Annotated in this window: 18 protein-coding genes and 2 pseudogenes; 12 read left to right on the top strand and 8 right to left on the bottom strand. The window is 65.7% G+C overall.

Annotated elements, in window-relative coordinates; translation table 11 throughout:
- Window positions 1-127 precede the first annotated feature (127 nt).
- The 3 genes and pseudogenes from CSQ99_RS29075 to CSQ99_RS29065 form a co-directional block, all read left to right on the top strand.
- A pseudogene (locus tag CSQ99_RS29075) lies at window positions 128-280 on the top strand (adenylate/guanylate cyclase domain-containing protein); the annotation flags it as partial.
- A 69-nt stretch (window positions 281-349) separates the two neighbouring features.
- Window positions 350-757 (top strand): hypothetical protein, encoded by a 408-nt coding sequence (locus tag CSQ99_RS29070; protein ID WP_099042448.1) that lies wholly within the window; start codon window positions 350-352, stop codon window positions 755-757.
- 28 nt (window positions 758-785) lie between these two features.
- Window positions 786-1,685, top strand: coding sequence for an NAD-dependent epimerase/dehydratase family protein (locus CSQ99_RS29065; RefSeq protein WP_099042447.1), 900 nt, complete (start codon window positions 786-788; stop codon window positions 1,683-1,685).
- On the opposite strand, the gene CSQ99_RS29060 is transcribed toward CSQ99_RS29065, so the two are convergent.
- The 3 genes from CSQ99_RS29060 to CSQ99_RS29050 are packed head-to-tail and all read right to left on the bottom strand — an operon-like array spanning window position 1,686 to window position 4,976.
- Window positions 1,686-3,881, bottom strand: a complete 2,196-nt coding sequence (locus CSQ99_RS29060) for a heavy metal translocating P-type ATPase (RefSeq protein ID WP_099042446.1) — start codon at window positions 3,879-3,881, stop codon at window positions 1,686-1,688.
- A gap of 1 nt (window position 3,882) precedes the next feature.
- The gene (locus CSQ99_RS29055) at window positions 3,883-4,770 is read right to left on the bottom strand and encodes a hypothetical protein (protein ID WP_099042445.1); all 888 of its coding nucleotides are present in this window, start codon (window positions 4,768-4,770) and stop codon (window positions 3,883-3,885) included.
- A complete protein-coding gene (locus CSQ99_RS29050) occupies window positions 4,770-4,976 on the bottom strand; it encodes a heavy-metal-associated domain-containing protein (protein ID WP_099042444.1) in 207 nt (68 codons plus the stop codon). The genes CSQ99_RS29055 and CSQ99_RS29050 overlap by 1 nt, the downstream gene beginning before the upstream one ends.
- A 67-nt stretch (window positions 4,977-5,043) precedes the next feature.
- On the opposite strand from CSQ99_RS29050, the gene dtd reads away from it, so the two are divergent.
- Window positions 5,044-5,475, top strand: a complete 432-nt coding sequence (gene dtd / locus CSQ99_RS29045) for a D-aminoacyl-tRNA deacylase (protein ID WP_099042443.1) — start codon at window positions 5,044-5,046, stop codon at window positions 5,473-5,475.
- A 10-nt stretch (window positions 5,476-5,485) separates the two neighbouring features.
- Here the strand turns inward: dtd and CSQ99_RS29040 are convergent, their stop codons facing one another.
- Window positions 5,486-6,394 (bottom strand): AIM24 family protein, encoded by a 909-nt coding sequence (locus tag CSQ99_RS29040; RefSeq protein ID WP_099042442.1) that lies wholly within the window; start codon window positions 6,392-6,394, stop codon window positions 5,486-5,488.
- A 38-nt stretch (window positions 6,395-6,432) separates the two neighbouring features.
- Between CSQ99_RS29040 and CSQ99_RS29035 the strand changes: the two genes are divergently transcribed.
- Together CSQ99_RS29035 and CSQ99_RS29030 are read left to right on the top strand one after the other, a co-directional pair.
- Window positions 6,433-6,636, top strand: a complete 204-nt coding sequence (locus tag CSQ99_RS29035) for a hypothetical protein (protein ID WP_099042441.1) — start codon at window positions 6,433-6,435, stop codon at window positions 6,634-6,636.
- 74 nt (window positions 6,637-6,710) lie between these two features.
- Window positions 6,711-7,286, top strand: a complete 576-nt coding sequence (locus tag CSQ99_RS29030; RefSeq protein WP_099042440.1) for a hypothetical protein — start codon at window positions 6,711-6,713, stop codon at window positions 7,284-7,286.
- On the opposite strand, the gene CSQ99_RS29025 is transcribed toward CSQ99_RS29030, so the two are convergent.
- The 3 genes from CSQ99_RS29025 to CSQ99_RS29015 are packed head-to-tail and all read right to left on the bottom strand — an operon-like array spanning window position 7,283 to window position 13,103.
- Window positions 7,283-9,454 (bottom strand): molybdopterin-containing oxidoreductase family protein, encoded by a 2,172-nt coding sequence (locus CSQ99_RS29025; RefSeq protein ID WP_099042439.1) that lies wholly within the window; start codon window positions 9,452-9,454, stop codon window positions 7,283-7,285. The genes CSQ99_RS29030 and CSQ99_RS29025 overlap by 4 nt on opposite strands.
- A 20-nt stretch (window positions 9,455-9,474) precedes the next feature.
- Window positions 9,475-11,379 carry an ABC transporter ATP-binding protein gene (locus CSQ99_RS29020; RefSeq protein WP_099042438.1) on the bottom strand — a complete coding sequence of 635 codons (1,905 nt, stop codon included), beginning with the start codon at window positions 11,377-11,379 and terminating at the stop codon, window positions 9,475-9,477.
- Window positions 11,376-13,103, bottom strand: coding sequence for an ABC transporter ATP-binding protein (locus tag CSQ99_RS29015; RefSeq protein ID WP_099042437.1), 1,728 nt, complete (start codon window positions 13,101-13,103; stop codon window positions 11,376-11,378). Before CSQ99_RS29015 ends, CSQ99_RS29020 begins: the two co-directional genes overlap by 4 nt.
- 125 nt (window positions 13,104-13,228) lie before the next feature.
- Between CSQ99_RS29015 and CSQ99_RS29010 the strand changes: the two genes are divergently transcribed.
- Entirely contained in the window at window positions 13,229-13,810 is a 582-nt protein-coding gene (locus tag CSQ99_RS29010; protein WP_176561279.1) for a DUF3558 domain-containing protein, read from the top strand.
- The gene (locus CSQ99_RS29005; protein ID WP_099042436.1) at window positions 13,807-14,373 is read left to right on the top strand and encodes a DUF3558 domain-containing protein; all 567 of its coding nucleotides are present in this window, start codon (window positions 13,807-13,809) and stop codon (window positions 14,371-14,373) included. The genes CSQ99_RS29010 and CSQ99_RS29005 overlap by 4 nt, the downstream gene beginning before the upstream one ends.
- On the opposite strand, the gene CSQ99_RS29000 is transcribed toward CSQ99_RS29005, so the two are convergent.
- Complete coding sequence (locus CSQ99_RS29000; RefSeq protein ID WP_099042435.1) at window positions 14,374-14,892, bottom strand: SixA phosphatase family protein; 519 nt, start codon at window positions 14,890-14,892, stop codon at window positions 14,374-14,376.
- A 74-nt stretch (window positions 14,893-14,966) separates the two neighbouring features.
- On the opposite strand from CSQ99_RS29000, the gene CSQ99_RS28995 reads away from it, so the two are divergent.
- From CSQ99_RS28995 to CSQ99_RS28980, 4 genes and pseudogenes are all read left to right on the top strand, one after another.
- A complete protein-coding gene (locus CSQ99_RS28995) occupies window positions 14,967-15,512 on the top strand; it encodes a hypothetical protein (RefSeq protein WP_099042434.1) in 546 nt (181 codons plus the stop codon).
- A 168-nt stretch (window positions 15,513-15,680) separates the two neighbouring features.
- A complete protein-coding gene (locus CSQ99_RS28990; protein ID WP_099042433.1) occupies window positions 15,681-17,231 on the top strand; it encodes a PepSY-associated TM helix domain-containing protein in 1,551 nt (516 codons plus the stop codon).
- Window positions 17,224-17,760: a copper chaperone PCu(A)C gene (locus tag CSQ99_RS28985; protein ID WP_099042432.1), complete on the top strand. Its 537-nt coding sequence runs from the start codon at window positions 17,224-17,226 to the stop codon at window positions 17,758-17,760. Before CSQ99_RS28990 ends, CSQ99_RS28985 begins: the two co-directional genes overlap by 8 nt.
- A pseudogene (locus tag CSQ99_RS28980) lies at window positions 17,753-18,613 on the top strand (Dyp-type peroxidase); the annotation flags it as partial. The gene CSQ99_RS28985 and the pseudogene CSQ99_RS28980, both read left to right, overlap by 8 nt.
- Window positions 18,614-18,728 lie beyond the last annotated feature (115 nt).

Genomic DNA, 18,728 nt, shown 5'->3' with positions numbered 1-18,728 from the left:
CTTCCCAACCAGCGCGCCAACGCCGGTCTTGATCGAGATCCTGTTTCCGTGATGATCATCCTCGGGAAGGTGCGCCCACTTTCACGCCACCTCGCCGAGGCTCATCCACAGGTTCTGATCATTGCTCGCCGCCCGTCCCGGCTCGGTTCTGGTGTCGGAGTCGGCCCGCGATGCCGTCGGCGACGACGAGGGCTTCACATGGTCTTTCGCGGGTGCGCGCCACCTGAAAGGCATCTCGTCCGACGTCAAGCTGTTCCGCGTCCGACGGTCAGCCGGCTGACCAGCCTGAGCGGTATTTGCTACGCGTAGACCAGCCCGAAGACGGAGCCGATGGGTTTACGATCCAGGAATGAACCGGGCGGTGATCGGCTTGACGGCAACGGTGGTGCTGACCGCCGCGATGGCAGGCGCGGGGGGCGCGCAGGCTCAGCCGCCGATTCTGCCCGGTCCGTGCAACTTCACGGTGTCGCCACCACAGGTGGTCCAGGTCGACGGCGTCGCGAAGGTGACGGCCACGGTTACCCCGGCTGGCTGCCTGGCCCCATGGCGGCCCAAGTACGCCATCGCATGCGTTTCCATCGTGGGCGAGGCCGATCGATGCACCCAGTCCAGAGATGCGAATCCGGCGCAGGTCTTCTTCGAGCCGTATCAGCCGGGCAAGACCTACGAGTCATCGGGCAGGGGCTGTGGCGCCGTGTTCGACTACACGACGGATCCCAACTGCCTATTGGTCGGGCCGGTCACCGCGACGCTGTAGTCGCGGCGCGGTCGCTTACGATCAGCCGATGCGCGGTTCAAAGATCCTCATCACCGGTCCCACCGGGCAGGTCGCCGTTCCAGTCGCCAAGGCCCTTGCGGCCGACAACGAGGTGTGGGGCATCGCCCGCTTCACCGACGCCGCGGCGCGCGACGACCTCGAGAAGTCGGGCGTGCGCTGCCAGACGGTCAACCTGGCCAGTGGCGACTTCACCGGCGTTCCGTCCGATTTCGACTATGTCATCAACCTGGCGGTGGCCAAGAGCGGTCGGTGGGACAAGGATCTCGCGGCCAATGCGGAGTCGGTCGGACTGCTCATGGCGCACTGCCGCGGCGCCAAGGCCTTCCTGCACTGTTCGTCGGGGGCGGTGTACGACCCGCCCGACGACGATCCCCGTCCTGAACGCGCCGTACTCGGCGACAACCACAAGCCGATGCTCCCAACGTATTCCATCTCCAAGATCGCCGGTGAAGTCGTCGTCCGCACGATGGCACGCGCGCTCGACATCCCCAGCGTCATCGCTCGCCTCAACGTCCCGTACGGCGACAACGGCGGGTGGCCCTTCTTTCACATGGAGATGATGCTCGGCGGCTCCCCGATCCCGGTTCCGCCAGGTGGGCCTGCCCGCTACAACCTGATGCACGAGGACGACATCATCGCCACCGTACCGAAACTCCTTGAGGTGGCTTCGGTTCCGGCGACCACCGTCAACTGGGCCAGCGAACAGTTCGTCAGCATCCAGGAGTGGTGTACGTTTCTGGGCTCGCTCGTGGGCACAGAGCCGACCTTCGAGGAAAGCGATCGGGCGTTGCGCGGCAATCCGCTCGACGTCACGTTCATGCGCGAACTCATCGGACCGGCGACCGTCGACTGGAAAGACGGACTGCGTCGGATGGCGACCAAATTCCACCCGGAGCTGGTCGGCTGACTATCGTGACGGTTTGAACCGGCGCAATCGCAGGCTGTTGCTGACGACGAAGACAGAGCTGAAAGCCATTGCCGCACCGGCGATCATCGGGTTGAGCAGGCCGGCTGCCGCCAACGGCAGCGCGGCGACGTTGTACGCGAACGCCCAGAACAAGTTGCCCTTGATCGTCGCCAGCGTCCTGCGGGACAGCCGGATCGCGTCACCAACGGTGCGCAGGTCGTTGCGAACCAGCGTCAGGTCACTGGCCTCGATCGCCACGTCCGCACCGCTTCCCATCGCCAGCCCGAGGTCGGCCTGGGCGAGCGCGGCGGCATCATTGACGCCGTCACCGACCATCGCCACGACCTTGCCGTCGGCCTGCAGTCGCTTGACCACGTCAACCTTCTCGGCAGGCAGCACACCGGCGATCACCTGATCGATGCCCACCTGTGCGGCCACCGTGCGGGCGGTCGCCTCGTTGTCGCCGGTGAGCAGCATGGGTGTAAGCCCCAGGGCGCGAAGCTCTTTGACAGCATCAGCAGACGACGACTTGACCGCATCGGCAACGACCAGTACGCCGACGGCTGTACCGTTACGGCCGACCACCACCGCGGTCTTACCCTCGGCCTCCGCGCGGCGCAGGGCCTCGTCGAGTTCCTCCGGTATCTCCGTGAACAGTCGCTGCCTGCCGACCATCGCGTCGACGCCATCGACGACGCCTCGAACACCGAGCCCTTGCAGGTTGGTGAAGTCCGCTGCCGCAGGCAATTCGATGACCTTTTCCAGGGTGCCCGCCACGATTGCCTTGGCAATCGGATGTTCGGATGGCTCCTCGAGCGCACCCGCGAGTCGCAGAACCTGGTCCGTGTGCTCGCCGTCGGCGGTGACCACGTCGACCAGGGTCATCGTGCCGGTGGTCACCGTGCCCGTTTTGTCGAGCAGGATGGTGTCGACCTGATCTGTGGACTCGAGCACCTCAGGTCCCTTGATCAAGATGCCCAGCTGCGCACCCCGCCCCGTACCGACCATCAACGCCGTCGGCGTGGCGAGGCCCAGCGCGCAGGGACACGCGATGATCAGCACCGCGACCGCCGCAGTGAACGCGGCCGCGACCGGTCCGCCCGTGCCGATCCAGAACCCCAGTGTCGCAACGGACAACGCGATGACGATCGGCACGAAGACGCCGGAGATCCGGTCCGCCAAACGCTGGGCTTGCGCCTTGCCGTTCTGGGCGTCGGTGACCAGTCGGCTTATCTGTGCCAGTGCCGTGTCGGAGCCGACCCTGCTCGCTCGCACCACCAGGCGGCCGTCGGTGTTGACGGTTGCACCGACCACGTCGGAACCCGGTTCGACGTCGACCGGCACCGACTCTCCGGTCAACAGCGACGCGTCCACCGCTGAACGCCCCTCGACGACCACGCCATCGGTGGCGACCTTCTCGCCAGGGCGCACCACGAACTCGTCGCCGATGTTCAGCTGGTCGATCGGGATGCGTTGCTCGGCGCCGTCTCTCCGAACCGTCACATCCTTGGCGCCGAGCTCGAGCATGGCCCGCAGCGCTGCACCCGCACGTCGCTTGGACCGGGTCTCGAAGTAGCGCCCGGCAAGAATGAAGGTGGTGACTCCCGCCGCGGCCTCGAGATAGATGTTGCCGCTGCCATCGCTGCGGCCGATCGTCAGCTCGAACGCATGCGTCATGCCCGGCGTACCCGCGGTGCCCCAGAACAGCGCATACACCGACCAGCCGAGCGCAGCCAGGGTTCCCATCGAGATCAGCGTGTCCATGGTCGCGGTGCCGTGCCGCAGGTTCGACCACGCCGCCCGATGGAATGGCCATGCGCCCCAGAGCACTACCGGCGCCGCCAGCGCCAGTGACAGCCACTGCCAGTAGGTGAACTGAAGGGCGGGCACCATCGCCATCGCGACGACCGGCACGGTCAGTGCCAGACAGATCAGGAGGCGCGTTCGGAGGGCGACGGTCGGATCATCCTCCACCGCAGCAGGATCCGACGCGGGCAGATGGGCCTGGTAGCCGGCGTCCTGCACGGTAGCCACGAGCTGGTCGGCGGTGACGTCGTCACCGAACTCGACCCGAGCCTTCTCGGTCGCGAAATTGACCGTCGCGGTGACGCCGTCGATCTTGTTGAGTTTCTTCTCGATACGGTTGGCGCACGAAGCGCATGTCATGCCGTCGACCGAGAGTTCGACGACTGACATGTCAGTGCTGATGACCGCCGCCGCCGGACGGGGCAGGCGCCGATGTCTGCACGGCATCGCTGACGTTAACGGTGAAGGCGGCGGTACGCACGACATCCCGATGCTGGAAATCCAGGAACAGCCGGTAGGCGCCCGCGCTGGGGAACGTCGTGTGGAAGCCGATCTCCGGACCCGAGGCTGTGGTGCCGTCACCTGGCTCACCCATCGGATGGACATGCAGGTAAGCGAGATCGGACGCGCGCACCGCGACGAGGTGGCCGTACGCGCCGAGGTAGGGCTGCAGGTCGTCGACGGGCTTGCCGTCCAGGCTGACCGAGAGCGTCAGCATCGACTCTTCATTGGCCCTCGGTGTCCCGCGCAGCGTCACCATATGGTCGTCGACCTCGGCTGTCTGCGATGCCGGGGGCAGTGGTTGCGGGTCGTAGGGACCCGCGACGTGGAGGTTGGCTCCCAACGTCAACGCCGGTCCGCCTGTGGGCATGAAGTCGGCGAAGACGCGGTAGTCACCGGCGCGGGCGAGGTTCAATGTCGCGCTCCATGTGCCTTCGGCGTCGAGGGTCGGGTGGACGTGCTGGAAGTCCGCGAGGTCATTGCGCACGACGATCAGATGCAGCAGCTTCTCGTGTGTTTCGACGTACCGCTTCACCGGCGCCCCGGTCGGACTCATGATGCGAAACTTCAGCGGCACCTCGGGCTTGGCGGTCGCGATCGAGTTGTCCAGAGCGAGCGTGTAGCCGTCCTGTGTCGACTGCAGGCCGCCAGGCAATTCCTGGGCGGCGGCCGTCATCGCCGCTTCTTGCGGGCTGACGGCGTTGCCGATCCAGACCGATATGGCGAAGACCGCCGCCAGCCCGACGATGAACGCGGTGACCTTCTGTCCTGTCTTCATCAGCCGGCCAGCTGGTAGCCGGCGTCCTCGACGGCAGCTCTGATCGCGGCCGTCTCGACGGCGCTGTCACTGTCGATGGTGACGTTGCCGCTGGCGAGGTCCACATCGACCGTTCGGACGCCGGGAATCTCGGTGATCTCCTCGCGCACCGACGTGGCGCAATGTCCGCAGCTCATACCCGTTACGGTGACCGTAGTCGTGCTCATGACTCCATAGGTACCATACCCCCATAGGGTATGCAAACGTCGTCGGGACCTGGCAGCATCGGCGACCATGCGCGTGCTGGTGCAACGGGTGACGTCGGCGGCCGTTCGGGTCGACGGTGGGGTGGTCGGAGCACTGCGCCCGGCGGGCCAGGGCCTGGTCGCGCTGGTCGGCGTGACGCACGATGACGACACGTCGAAGGCCCGGCGGATGGCCGAAAAGCTCTGGCAGCTACGCATTCTCGACGACGAGCGCTCGGCGAGCGACGTCGGCGCCCCGATCCTCGTCGTCAGTCAGTTCACGCTCTATGCGAACACTGCCAAGGGCCGCAGGCCCGCCTGGAACGCCGCCGCCCCGCGGTTGGTGGCCGAACCACTGGTGACGGCGCTCGCCGACGGCCTGCGCGCACTCGGCGCACATGTGGAATCGGGTGTGTTCGGGGCGCATATGCAGGTCGAACTCGTCAACGACGGCCCCGTGACGGTGCTGCTGGAGTTGTGAGTCGTGCCTCTCAGTGCGCCGTTGCGACCGGCGGGGTGCCCTCAGACGGCTGAACGATGACGAAGCCAGGCCCGTAGAACGACACCTGGACCGCCTCGCCCGAGCCGCGGCCGATCAAGGCGCCGGCCTTGAAGCTCGTCTTCAATTGAGTCTGCAGGTTCGCCGACCACGCCACCACCGCGTTGGTGTCGGCGAAGGTCGGTGCCTCGGCCGCGTTGAGGACCACCGGCGGGCCGTCGGTGGTCAGCGCCACCCAACCCGAGCCGCGCAACGTCGTGTTGAACAACCCGCCCGCGACCATGCTGCCGCCCTTGACCCGCTCGATGTTCCAGTCGAGGCTCGACGAAAAGGCCAGCACGTTCTTTCCGCTGATCGATAATCCGGTGTTGTCCAGGTTCAGCAGGTGCACGTCGTATGCCCGTTCGGCCAGGAACACGTCGCCCTGACCCTGGCACCGCATCAGCGGCAGCCCTTCGCCCGTCAGCGCCTTCTTGATGAATTTCGATGCGCCGCCACCTTCGAAGGCGAAGTCCACATTGCCCTGATAGGCCACCATCGCTCCCTGGCGCGCCATGAACGGCTCGCCGAGACGCACCCGCAGCAGTCTCGAGTTCTGGTTCGCGATGGGCTTGGCTTCCTTCTCGCTGAATCGCCCGTCGACCAGATCGCCCGTGATACCCGCGAAGCCGTCACCCGCGGGCTGGCCACCCATCACAGCCGCCTGGGGGGCCTGATGTCGCGGTGCAGGTCCGGCCTGCTGCTGTGGCGCAGGTCCGGGCGGTGGGCCGCTGCCGAGCGGCGCCCGGCCGACCTGCCCTTGGTGAGAAACCTGATCCGTCCACTGCTGGCCATCCCACCAGCGATGCTCGTAGCGCCCTTCGGGGTCGGGGCGCCAGCTTCCGTTATTGGGTCCTGTCATGGGGACAAAAGTATGCCAACCGCTGGCATCCTGAGGGCATGGCAAAAGAAATTGACCGGGTGCGCGCGCAAGGCGCCCTCGCGGTCATCAAGCAGCACCCGGGCATGGTGCTGTTCGTGGCCTCACCCGTCATCATCGGACTGGGTCTGGTGTGGTGGCTGGTCAGTCCGACCCTGGCCGTCCTGCTGTTCATCGGCGCAGTCGCCGGCGGTGGCGCCGTGCTCCTCATGAATCGCAAGTAGTACCGCGCGAGAACTGCTGTTCGCTGGCGGAGAAAGTCGTCCCATTAGGGTTGTAACGATGTAATCATGTAAGCATGCGACATCATCATTCATCTCGGCGGCACGGTCGCCCCGGCGGGTGGCAGCAGGCCGAACAACCCGACGCAAGCAGCGCGGGCGACTGGTTCTCCGGCCGCCTGCCGCAGGGCTGGTTCACCGGTGACCCGACGGTCGTCGTCGACCGCGAAGAGATCACTGTCATCGGGCGCCTTCCCGACCCCGAAGGCGCCGACGGTGCCGAAAGCGAAGCTCACGCATCAGGCAGAGTCGCGCGCTTCCGCGAGGAGACGCGATCCGAGCGCATGCGCATCGCCGACGAAGCCGAGAACCGCTACGGACGCAAGGTCGCGTGGGGCGTAGAAGTCGGGAGCGACGACGACCCGGAGAGGGTCCTGTTCACCCACGTCGCCGTCCCCGTGATGACGCGATTGCGTCAGCCGGAGCGCCAGGTGCTGGACACCCTGGTCGATGCCGGCGTGGCCCGCTCCCGATCCGATGCGCTGGCCTGGTCGGTCAAACTGGTCGGCGAACACGCCGATGAATGGCTGGGCAAGTTGCGCGACGCCATGCGCAACGTCGACGATCTGCGCGCAGAGGGTCCGCAGCTCTAAACGCGCTCGACTCCTACGTACCCCGAACTCAGTGCCGATGTCTGTGACAGCGGATCGACCGACGTGTCGTCGATGAGCAGGTTTCGGTTGGCGCCGTAGGACACCGGGGCGCCGTCGCCGCGCGGGTCGAAGATCCTTGAGCCCCAACCGTGGTCGACGATCACCACTCCGCGGCGGGGTCGGTCACTCACCGAAGCGGCCAACTCGATCTCGCCGACGTGGGAGAAGACCCGCACCGCATCGCCGTCGGCAACTCCGAGGGCCGTGGCGTCCTCGGTGTTGATCACCACATGGTTGCGTTTACCCGATGGATGTAGACCGGGCAGCTCGTTGAGCCAGGAGTTCATCGAGTGCCGGTTGCGCCGGTTCGCCAGCTGAAACGGGTACCCCGCCGGTGCGTGCGCCACAGGTTCGGCGAGCAGCTCGCGGGTGCGGGCCACGAACTCGGGTGGCGCCGCGTGCACCATCTTGTCTTCGGTTCGCAGCGCGTTGCGGAAGTGGCCGAACTCCCGTGGCCCGAGCACCAGACCGTGCGGGTTGGTCATCAGATCGCGCCAAGTGACCCTGCGCCCGTTGATCTTTCGGCTAGTGGCCACCAGCAGGCGGTTCAGCCATTGCGGGGTGAACTCAAGGCCCGGCCTTCGTGTCATCCTGGCCAGAGCGCGAGTGGCCCGCACGAAACTGTTCATCCCCTTCGCGCCGAACAACGGCTTGCGCATGGCAATCGCGAGATCGACGAAGATGCGCCATTCCTCGCGCGCCTCCGGTGGCGGATCGACGACCGCCCGACCGTACTGGACATACGGTTCGTCGTGGAGGTTGCTCGTCAGGGCCAGTAGATCGTCGCGCTCCAGCCAGTGCACGGCCGGCAACAACCAGTGAGCGTGGCGGTGACTTTCGCGCTGTACCAAGTCAATCGCGACCAACAAATCCAGTTGTGCAAGTGCGGCATCGAGCTTGGCGCCGTGCGGTCCGGAGACCACAGGGTTGCCGCAGTTGATCACCATCGCGCGAATTTGACCGGGCCCGGGAGTGCTGATCTCATCGGGTAGTTCCGCCAGCGCGTGGGCACCTGCGACCAAGTCGGTGCCCCGCAGTCGGCTCTTGTGCGTCGGTGGCTTGGCCATGCCGGACAGCCTCAGCGCATCGACGTAGCCGGGCTCGAACCTGCGCCCTCCCGGCCGGTCCATCCGGCCCGTGATGACATTGAGCACATGGCCCAGCCATTCGCCGATGGTGCCGGTGACGTGCAACGAAACCCCGGTGCGAGTGACCACCATCGCACGCTGTGCAGTCGCGAAATCCCGTGCCACCCGCTCGATCACCTCGCGTCCGATGTCGCAGCGCGCAGCAAGATCGTCCAGGTTCGTCACGGCGATGAGCGCACGGAGTTCGTCCACCCCGGTCGCAAGATCGCGGCAGTCCGCTGCGTGTTCGAGCCCCTCGTCCAGGACGACCTTGACCATGGCAAGCAGCAGTGCCCAGTCCTGACCGGGCCGCACCGCCAGGTGCAGATTCGCCTTGTCCGCGGTCTCGGTTCGGAGCGGGTCGACGACGACGATCTGCGCGCCGCGGCGCTGTCGCTCCAGTGTTCGTTGCCAGCCGCCCGGCACCGTTTCCAGCCAGTTCCATGCGCTGACCGCGGGATTGGCGCCGACGAGCAGGAAATAGTCGCAGTTGTCGACGTCGGACACGGGCGCCATGAGAATCGATCCGTACATCGCGTCGGCGACGACGTGCATCGCGTTCTGGTCCACCGAACCGACGGCGTACCGGTTCTGGGTACCCAGCGCATCCAGCCACGCGATCATGAACAGCACGTTCGACGATGAGTAGCCCGCCGGGTTCCCGTAGTACAGGCCGACCGCATCGGGACCGTCGGCGTCGATGAGCGCCGTCATGCGCGCGGCGATGTCGGTGATCGCCTCGTCCCAGCTGGCTTCGACGTACTCGCCGGGGGAATCGCCCACTCGGCGCATCGGCGCCACGATCCTGCGCGGATGCTCGACGAGCTGATTCGCCGTTCTGCCCTTGGCGCAGAAGTCATGCCAGCTGTGCGGGTTCTCCTTGTCCGGCGATATCTTGGTCACCCTGTTGTCGTCGACCGTGACTTCTATGCCGCAGGCCGCCGAGCAGTACCTGCAGAAGGTGTACGCGGTCGTGCTCATCGCTTTCGAGACTACGACGACTAGGTCTGTGTCATAGACCAATAAGCGCCACGCTTATCCATCAGCTGGGCGTGGTTGCCTTGTTCGACGATGCGACCGGCTTCGAGGACGACGATGACGTCGGCGTCGCGGATCGTCGAAAGCCGGTGCGCGATGATGAAACTCGTCCGGTCGCGGCGCAGCTCGGCCATGGCCTGCTGGATCAGTAGCTCGGTCCGGGTGTCCACCGAACTCGTAGCCTCATCGAGCACCAACAGCTGCGGGCCGGACAGCGTGGCACGGGCGATCGTGACGAGCTGCTTCTCGCCTGCGCTGATGTTTCCGCCGTCGCCCCTGACCCAGGTCTGATAGCCGTCGGGCAGATGGTGCACGAACCGGTCGACGTAGGCGGCCTTGGCGGCCCCGATCACCTCGTCCTCGCCGGCATCCGGCCTGCCGTAGGCGATGTTGTCGTAGATGGTGCCACCGAACAGCCAGGTGTCCTGAAGCACCATTCCGATGCGGGAACGCAGCGATTGGCGACTCACGGTGGCGATGTCCACACCGTCGAGCAGGATCTGGCCGGCATCGACCTCGTAGAACCGCATCAGCAGGTTCACCAACGTCGTCTTGCCCGCTCCCGTCGGCCCGACGATCGCCACCGTGCTTCCCGGTTCGGCGATCAGCGACAGATTTTCGATGACGGGTGTGCCGGCGCGGTAGCTGAAGTTGACGTTCCTGAACTCGACGCGGCCGGGGCGCCCCGCCGGCGAATAAGGCATCGGCGTCGGCTCTTGCGACTCCTCCTCCTCATCGAGCAGTTCGAACACCCGCTCCGCGCTGGCCACACCGGATTGCAGCGTGTTGTACATGCCGGCGACCTGGGTCAGCGGCTGGTTGAACTGACGGACGTACTGGATGAATGCCTGGATGCTGCCGAGCGTGATCTGACCCGTCGCGACCTGAAGTCCGCCGACCACCGCCACCGCGACATAGCTGATATTGCCGATGAACACCGTCGCCGGTGACACCAGACCTGAAAGGAATTGCGCCCCAAAGCTGGTCTGATACACGTCGTCGTTGAACTCGGCGAACTGTTTTTGGGCATGAGCGCGATGGCCGAAGGTCTTGACGATGGTGAAGCCGCTGTACGTCTCCTCGATGTGCGCGTTGAGCCGCCCGGTGTTGGCCCACTGCGCGACGAACATGCGCTGAGAACGTCGCGCGATCACCCGCGTCGCCCAAAGCGACAGCGGCACGGTGATCACGGTGAGCAGCGTCAGCAGCGGCGAGATGGTCAGCATCATCACCAGCACCGCGAATACGGTCAACACCGACGTCATCAGCTGGCTGATCGTCATAGACAGCGATGTCTGGATGTTGTCGACGTCGTTGGTGACCCGGCTGAGCACCTCCCCGCGCTGACGGGAATCGAAGTAGGCCAACGGCATCCGGTGCACCTTGTCCTCGACATCGGAACGCAGGGTCACCATCGTGCGCTGCACCGCGACGTTGAGCAGCCTGGCCTGTAACCAGATCAGCAGTGCAGCGACCAAATACAGGCTCAACGCCAGCAGGAGTGTGCGGCCAACGGCGGCGAAGTCCACCCCCTGGCCCGGTACGACGTTCATGCCGGACAGCAGATCGGCGAAGGTGTTGTCGCCGCGTGCTCGGGCCGCGTCGACCGCCTGCTCCTTCGTCAGGCCGGCGGGCAACTGGCGGCCGATCACGCCGTTGAACAACAGGTCGGTGGCATGGCCGAGGATCCGCGGCCCGACGACGCCGATCGCAATACCGCCGACCCCCAGCAGGACCACCGTCGTGGCCAGCGCCCGCTGGGGAGTCAGCTGCTTGACCAGCCGGATCGCCGAACCCTTGAAGTCGCGGGACTTCTCGGTCGGCGCCTGCACGGAGTTGCGGATCGACCGCCCCATCGGTCCGGTCATGATGCCCCGATTGCCTGCGAGTCGGCGAACTCCGCATACTCCGCGCAGTCCGTCAAGAGCGTCTCGTGGGTGCCGACCCCGAGCACGCGACCGTTGTCGATGACGATGATCTGATCTGCCCGCGCGACCGTCGAAATGCGCTGGGAAACAATAATGACCGTGGACTCCGCTGACTCCTCACCAAGCGCGGTGCGCACCCGAGCATCGGTGCGCACGTCGAGGGCGGAGAAGGCATCGTCGAAGAGGTAGACGGCGGGCCGGCGGATGACCGCACGGGCGATGGCGAGCCGCTGCCGCTGTCCGCCCGAGAAATTGATACCGCCCTGGGCGACGCGCATGGTCAGTCCGTCGGGGTGATCGCGTACGAAATCATCTGCGGCGGCCACCGTCAGCGCGTGCCACATCTCGTCGTCGGTCGCGTCGGCCTTGCCGTAGCGCAGATTGTCGGCGACGGTCCCGGAGAACAGATAGCCACGCTGTGGCACCACACCGATGGCCGCCCACAGCTGCTCGGGATCGAAATCGCGCACGTCGACTCCGTCCATGCGCACGGACCCGGACGTCACGTCGTACAGCCTGCAGATCAACGCCACCAGGGTCGACTTGCCGGAACCCGTTGACCCGACGATCGCGGTCGTCGTGCCCGGCCGCGCGGTCAACGAAACATCTTGCAGCACAGGGCGCTCGGCACCGGGGTAGCTGAAGGACGCACTGTCCAGCCGGATCTCGCCCTGGATGACCGCGGGCCGTACCGGATTCTGCGGGCTGGTGATCTGCGGTTCGGTGGCGAGCACTTCCGAGATGCGTTCGGCACATACGGACGCGCGGGGAATGAGAACCAGGATGAACGTCGCGAGCAGCACCGCCATCAGGATCTGCATGAAGTAGGACAGGAACGCGATCAGCGACCCGACCTGCATCTGGCCGGCGTCGATCCGCAGACCCCCGAACCAGATCAGCGCGACGCTGGAGATGTTGATGACCAGCGTCGTCGACGGCAGCATCAACGCCTGCCAGCGCCCCGCTTCGAGCGCGGTATCCGCGACCGCGACGTTGGCCTGCTCGAATCGGCTGCGCTCGAACGATTCCCGGGTGAACGCGCGGATCACCCTGATGCCGGCGAGTTGTTCACGCATGACCCGGTTGATGCCGTCGATCAAACGTTGCATGCGCCGAAATATCGGCAGTAGATGCGACACGATCCAGTAGTTGGCGGCGGCCAGGATCGGCACACTGACCAGGAGCAGCCACGACAGGCCGGCGTCCTGATGTATCGCCATGAAGATGCCGCCGATCGACATGATCGGCGCGGTGATCAGCATGGTGCAGGTCAGCTGCACGAGCAGTTGTATCTGCTGGACGTCGTTCGTGGTCCTGGTGAGCAGCGAGGCCGCGCCGAACCGTGCGGCCTCCTCGGCCGAGAAGCCGGTGACGTGGTTGAAGATCGCCGATCGAAGGTCATGGCCGAACCCGGTGCCCGCCCGCGACCCGAAGTACACCGCGCCGATTGCGCAGAGCACCTGCAGAGCGGTGACCGCCAGCATCACGCCGCCCAATTCGACGATGATTCGCAGGTCGCCCTTGGCCACACCCTCGTCAATGATGGCCGCGTTTACCGTCGGCAGATACAACGAAGCCAGGGTGCTGATCACCTGGAGCAGCGCCACGATCGCAAGCAGCCACCGATATGGCCGCGCATACTGTCGCAGTAGCGCCCACAACATGGGAGTTACTGTCGCACACGGGCGGATACGTGCTGTCGGTCCGGATCGGCGGCATCACCTGAGAATTGGATAAATAAGCAGGTCAACCGGCATGTCGGTGGTTGACCTTCTGACCTGCCGCTACAGTGCATGGCGTGACTCCCACGACGCGCGCGGCTCGGACGAGCCGAAATGCCAAGGCGTTGGCTGTGGCGGCCGCGGTGATGATTCCGGTGTTTGCCGCATGCTCGGAATCGCCGTCGAACCCCGAGGAGGTTCCGCAGACCTCGTCGCAGGGGGACGACGCGACCCACGGTCCGTTCTTTCCCGAGTGCGGCGGGATCAGCGACCAAGAGGTGATCGCGCAGACGCGGGTGCCCGGACTGGTGAACACCGCGAAGACCTCGGTGGGGTGCCAGTGGTTGTCCGGCGGCAGCATCCTCGGGCCGCACTTCTCCTTCACGTGGTTTCGCGGGAGCCCGATCGGGCGTGAACGCAAGACCGAGGAGTTGACGCGAGCCAGCGTGGAGGACATCAACATCGAGGGGCACAACGGCTTCATCGCGACCGGTGACGACCCGATTCTCGGAACGAACCTGTGCGAGATCGGCATCCAGTTCCAGGATGACTTCATCGAATGGTCGATCAGCTACAACGACCAGCCGTTCCCTGACCCCTGCGATGTGGCCAAGGAACTCACCCGCCAGTCGATTGTGAACTCCAAATGAGAAGCGGACGTAACCATCAACGCCGTCGTGCCGCGGGCGTGCTGATTGCGGCACTGGCCGCACTGTCGGTGCTGGCAGGGTGCACGAGCACCGTTGAGGGCACCGCGACCAAGGCGGGCTCCGGCGACGTGCCGCGCAACAATGACTCCGAACGCCAGTACCCGAACCTGCAGAAAGAATGCGACGTCCTGACCGAGGACATCCTCGCGGAGACGGTCAAGGCGGACCCGCTGGACATCCAGAGCACCTTCGTCGGTGCCGTGTGTCGCTGGCAGGCCGCCAACCCGACGGGACTGGTCGACATCACGCGGTTCTGGTTCGAGCAGGGCAGTCTGGCCAACGAGCGCGAGGTGGCCGATCAACTCGGTTACCAGGTCGAGAGCAGGTCGGTGGCCGGTATCGAATCCATCGTGATGCGCCCGAACGATCCGAACGGCGCGTGCGGGGTCGCCAGCGATGCGGTAGGCGTGGTCGGGTGGTGGGTGAACCCGCAAAGCCCAGGCAGCGATGCGTGCGCGATGGCGCTCAAACTCATGGAGCTGACGCTGGCCACCAGGGCCTGATTACCGGGGCACGTGAAACGTGACCAGCGTCGCGCTGTTGAGCGTGAGCTGACTCCAGTCTGCGCCCGTACGCAGGACCGCGACCGACGAGGTCGGAAACTTCGTGGCGATACGTTCGGCCGCAGCACTGTTGCTGCCGTCCGCGGTCGCCAATCCCAGCGACACCGCGGACATTGTCGGCTCGTGCCCGATGACCAGCAGGGTGTCCACATCGTGGTCGAATAGTGACGAGACCCCGTTGATCTCGTCGATCACCGCCCCGGGTGTGGCGTCGTAGAGACGGTCGACGAACTCGGTGGGCGCATCGATGCGGGACCGTTCCAGAGTTTCGCGGGTGCGCGTTGCCGTCGAGCACAGCACCGCATCCACCGGGGGTGAGTGCACCCGCAGCCAGTCGCCGGCCAGTGCCGCCTCCCGGATTCCGCGAGACGCGAGCGGGCGATCGTGATCGGCCACCCCCGGCGGGTAATCCGACTTGGCGTGGCGAAGCAGCAACAGTGTGCGGTAGGAGTCGCTCACCGTCTCACCGTAGAGGTGGTGCCGTCACGGGGTCTACTGGGTGATGTAGTAGGTACGGCGGTAAGGTTCGCCACGTGAGTACGCCGAAGTCACGGGGGCGCTGGGTGCGCGGCGTCCTGGTGGGGGCGTGCTCGGCGGTGGTCACGGTCGGTGCGCACGCTGCTGCGGGCGGAGTCCTACCCCAGGGCGGCCGGTTGATCGCCGCGATGCTGGTGTGCGCGATCGTCGGCGCCGTGCTGTCGGCCGCGCCACTGGAAAGCCGGCCCGGTCGCCTGCTCGGTGTGGTCGGTGCGCTCACCATCGCACAAGCACTTGGTCACCTCACGTTGATGGTGTCGGCAGCACACCAGCACGGCGACACTCTCGGAGTCACGCCATCGATGGCTGCCGCGCATCTCGCGGCCGCCCTGGTCCTCGGAGTCGCGATCGACTCCGTCGAATACCTCTACGTCGTATGCGAGTCGGTGCTGTGCTGGCTGCGACTGTTCGCGATGGCCGCCACGAGGCCTGCCGCGCGGTTGTTGCCGCTGGCGACCAGTGAGGTCGTCGCACAGTCGGTGCTGCGTTGTTCCGGCCTCGGTATGCGCGCGCCCCCGCGGCGCGCTGCGCTGGCCGCATAGCGGTCGAACTCTTCACACCCCAGCGAAGCCTCGGTTGAGCTCTCGCTGCCGTTCTGTTGTCTCAGCGGAAATCAGTGCGCTGCAACAGATCCCCTCTTCTTACTTGATCTGAATTAAGGATGTGAATCAGGTGTTCAACACACCTTTCTTCGTGCTTGGCAGTCTTCGATGAGCACGCCGACCACCGCGAAGCGCCGCGCTAACGCGGCTGTGCTGAGGCGTATCTGGAGACTGCATTTCTGGGTGGGCCTTTTCGCCGCACCGGCATTGGTGCTCCTGGCGTGTTCCGGGCTGGTGATCCTCTACACCCAGCCGCTGAACGATTGGCTGAATCGCGACCTGTACGTCGTCGCCGAAGGGCCCGAGACGGTTCCGCTCGATCACCAGATCGCCGTCGCCGAGCAGAACGTCGGACAGGACTACACCCTCGACGCCGTGACGCCACCCGCCGGGGCGGGATCATCGACACGAGTCGACTTTCTGCCTCCCGATGCCCTCTCGCTGTCCGCCGGTGAAGCCAACCTCACCCAGGTCTTCGTCGACCCGTACACGGGGCAGTATCTGGGACAGCGCAGTGAGCTGTCCGGCCTCGTCGGATGGGCCAATCAGTTGCACCGACTGTTCGGCAACGACGGGCCGCAGGTGCACCTGCCGTCCCTTGGACACCTGATCTCGCCGTCGGCCCATCCCGATGCCACGATCGCCGTCGGGGTCGGCAACCTCTGGATGGAGCTGACGGCCGGATGGATCCTCGTGCTGATGGCCAGCGGAATATTTTTGTGGTGGCCGAGGGCGATCGAGGCGACGAAGCCGCTGCTGAAGATCCGATGGCGCAAGGGTGGCCGGATCCGATGGCGCGATCTGCATGCGCTCACCGGCGTCGTGATCGCGGTCGTGCTCATCTGCTACGTGCTGTCGGGACTGACGTGGTCGCGGTATTGGGGCGAGAACTGGCGCGCCGTCTCGTCCACCATCAGCCCCTCGACCGAGATCGATGCGCCCTCGACGCCGGCGACAATGGGCGATTACGACCGTCTTGGCCGGCGCATCGCGTGGGCGGCGACCGATGATCCGGTCTACGCCTCCGCGATCGAGGGTCCGGTGCCTGCCCGGCTGTCGTTCGCCGACATCGACAGGCTCGCCAAGGGCGAACACATGGTTCCGGGGTTCGCGATCATCCCGCCTTCGGACGTGAACGAGAACGGCGAAACGCACTACGGCAGCTACACCGTGGTCAACGCGTGGCCACAGAAGCTTGCCGAGCAGCGCACCCTGTATCTCAACCAGTTCACCGGGCGCACGATCACCAATGCCACCGCCGAGCATGAGGGAGCGCTCTCGCGGTTGACGAGTTTCGGTATCGCGATGCACATGGGCAACCAATTCGGATTGCTCACCCGAATCTTGGCGACGATCGCGTGCCTGGGTGTGCTCGTCAGTGCGCTGACCGGGCTGCTGATGTGGTGGAATCGCCGCCCTTCGGGCCGAAGCGGATTACCGGGTCCGGTCAGCGCAGGCACCCGCGCCGGCACGTCAGGGCGCGCAATGGTCGCGGTGTCCGTGGCCGTTGTCGTTCTCGGTGTGCTGTTTCCGGTTTTCGGTGTATCGCTTCTCGTCGTACTCGGCCTCGAAGCCGTTCTCGCCAAGCGGCGAAAAGCCCGCGAATCCGAGGTTGCCGACGACAGCGGCGACGCAGAGGAGGCGAAGGCATATGCCTGACAAAAGAATCCGAATTTCGACAGGCGCGGCGTTCGCCGTGTGCGCGCTGTTGAATACCGGCCGTTCGACATCTTCTGATGATCACCATGAGCCGATGGCGTCCAGCGTGACCATCGAGAATCAGTGGGCGAGCTCGGCCGAGACGGGGATGGCTGGGATGGCTGGGGTCTTCGGCACCTTCTCCAACAAGGGTGACGACGAGGCCCGCATCGTTTCCGCCGAAGCGCCGATCGCGGGACGGGTTGAGGTTCACGAGGTTGTGCCCGACGCCTCAGGTGCGATGACCATGCGCCCCAAGGAGGGCGGATTCGAGGTGCCCGCGGGCGGCTCGCGTGAGCTGATACCCGGTGGCGACCACCTGATGCTGATGGACCTCAAACAACCGCTACAGCCGGGTGCCGATGTGTCGCTGACCGTTGTCTTCGAGGACGGCTCGACCCTGCCAGTGACCGCGCAGATCCGCGACTTCGCCGGGGCCAACGAGGAATACACGCCGGGAGGTCCGGGCTCCGGCGGAGGGCATCATTAGAGTCAACAGGCGGCGCCTCCTGACCGGAGGTGCCGCCGCCGTCGCCGCGGGAGCCGCGCTCACGCAATGTTCCGCGGCGCAATCCGCCACCCCGGCAGACGGATTCGGGACCGCCGCCGAACCGTTCTATAGCAGGCACCAGAGCGGCGTCGTCACGCCCCCGCAGGCGCACGCCCTGTTCGTCGCACTCGATCTGACACCGCAAGCCGGTCGAAGTACGCGCGAAACGCTTACCGCCGTCCTGAAGCTCTGGACGTCGGACGCGGCGCGGCTCACCCAGGGCGAACCCGCACTTGCCGACACCGAACCCGAGCTCGCGCTACGACCGGCGCGTCTCACCGTCACCGTCGGACTCGGGCCTGCCGTGTTCGACCGCGCGGGTCTGGCGCACCTGCGTCCGGAATCGGTGACCGAGCTCCCCGGCTTCAGCACCGACCGGCTGAAGCCGGCATGGTGCGGGGGTGATCTGCTCCTGCAGATCTGCGCTGACGATCCCGTCGTCATCGCGCATGCCTGCCGTGTCCTGCTGAAGAATGTCCGCTCCATGACGCGCCAACGCTGGCGCCAGAGTGGCTTCCGCAATGCTCACGGCTCCAACCGTCCTGGCGGCAGCATGCGCAATCTCATGGGACAGGTCGACGGGACCGCGAACCTGCACGACGAGGACGCCTTCGACCGGCTCGTCTGGGACGACCGCGCCTCTGCGCAGTGGTTCGCCGGTGGCACCGTTCTCATCGTCCGGCGAATCCGCGCCGAGATGGACACGTGGGACGAACTCGACCGTGCGAGTAAGGAACTCACCGTCGGTCGACGCCTGGATAACGGCGCCCCGCTGACCGGTCGAAAGGACTCTCAATGAAGAAGTCAAGCCGCCGTCGTCGTGGTGACGGGGGGTGAATCAGGTTGCCAGGTGCGGTTGTCACGGATCAGTGCGTAAAGGACGTTGGTACGGCGTCGCGCCAGGCAGA

Origin of the sequence: Mycobacterium neglectum (genome assembly GCF_002591975.1) — a bacterium.
Classification (GTDB): Bacteria; Actinomycetota; Actinomycetes; order Mycobacteriales; family Mycobacteriaceae; genus Mycobacterium; species Mycobacterium neglectum.
The sequence above is the reverse complement of the archived record's forward strand: the minus strand, read 5'-3'. Positions and strand labels throughout refer to the sequence as shown.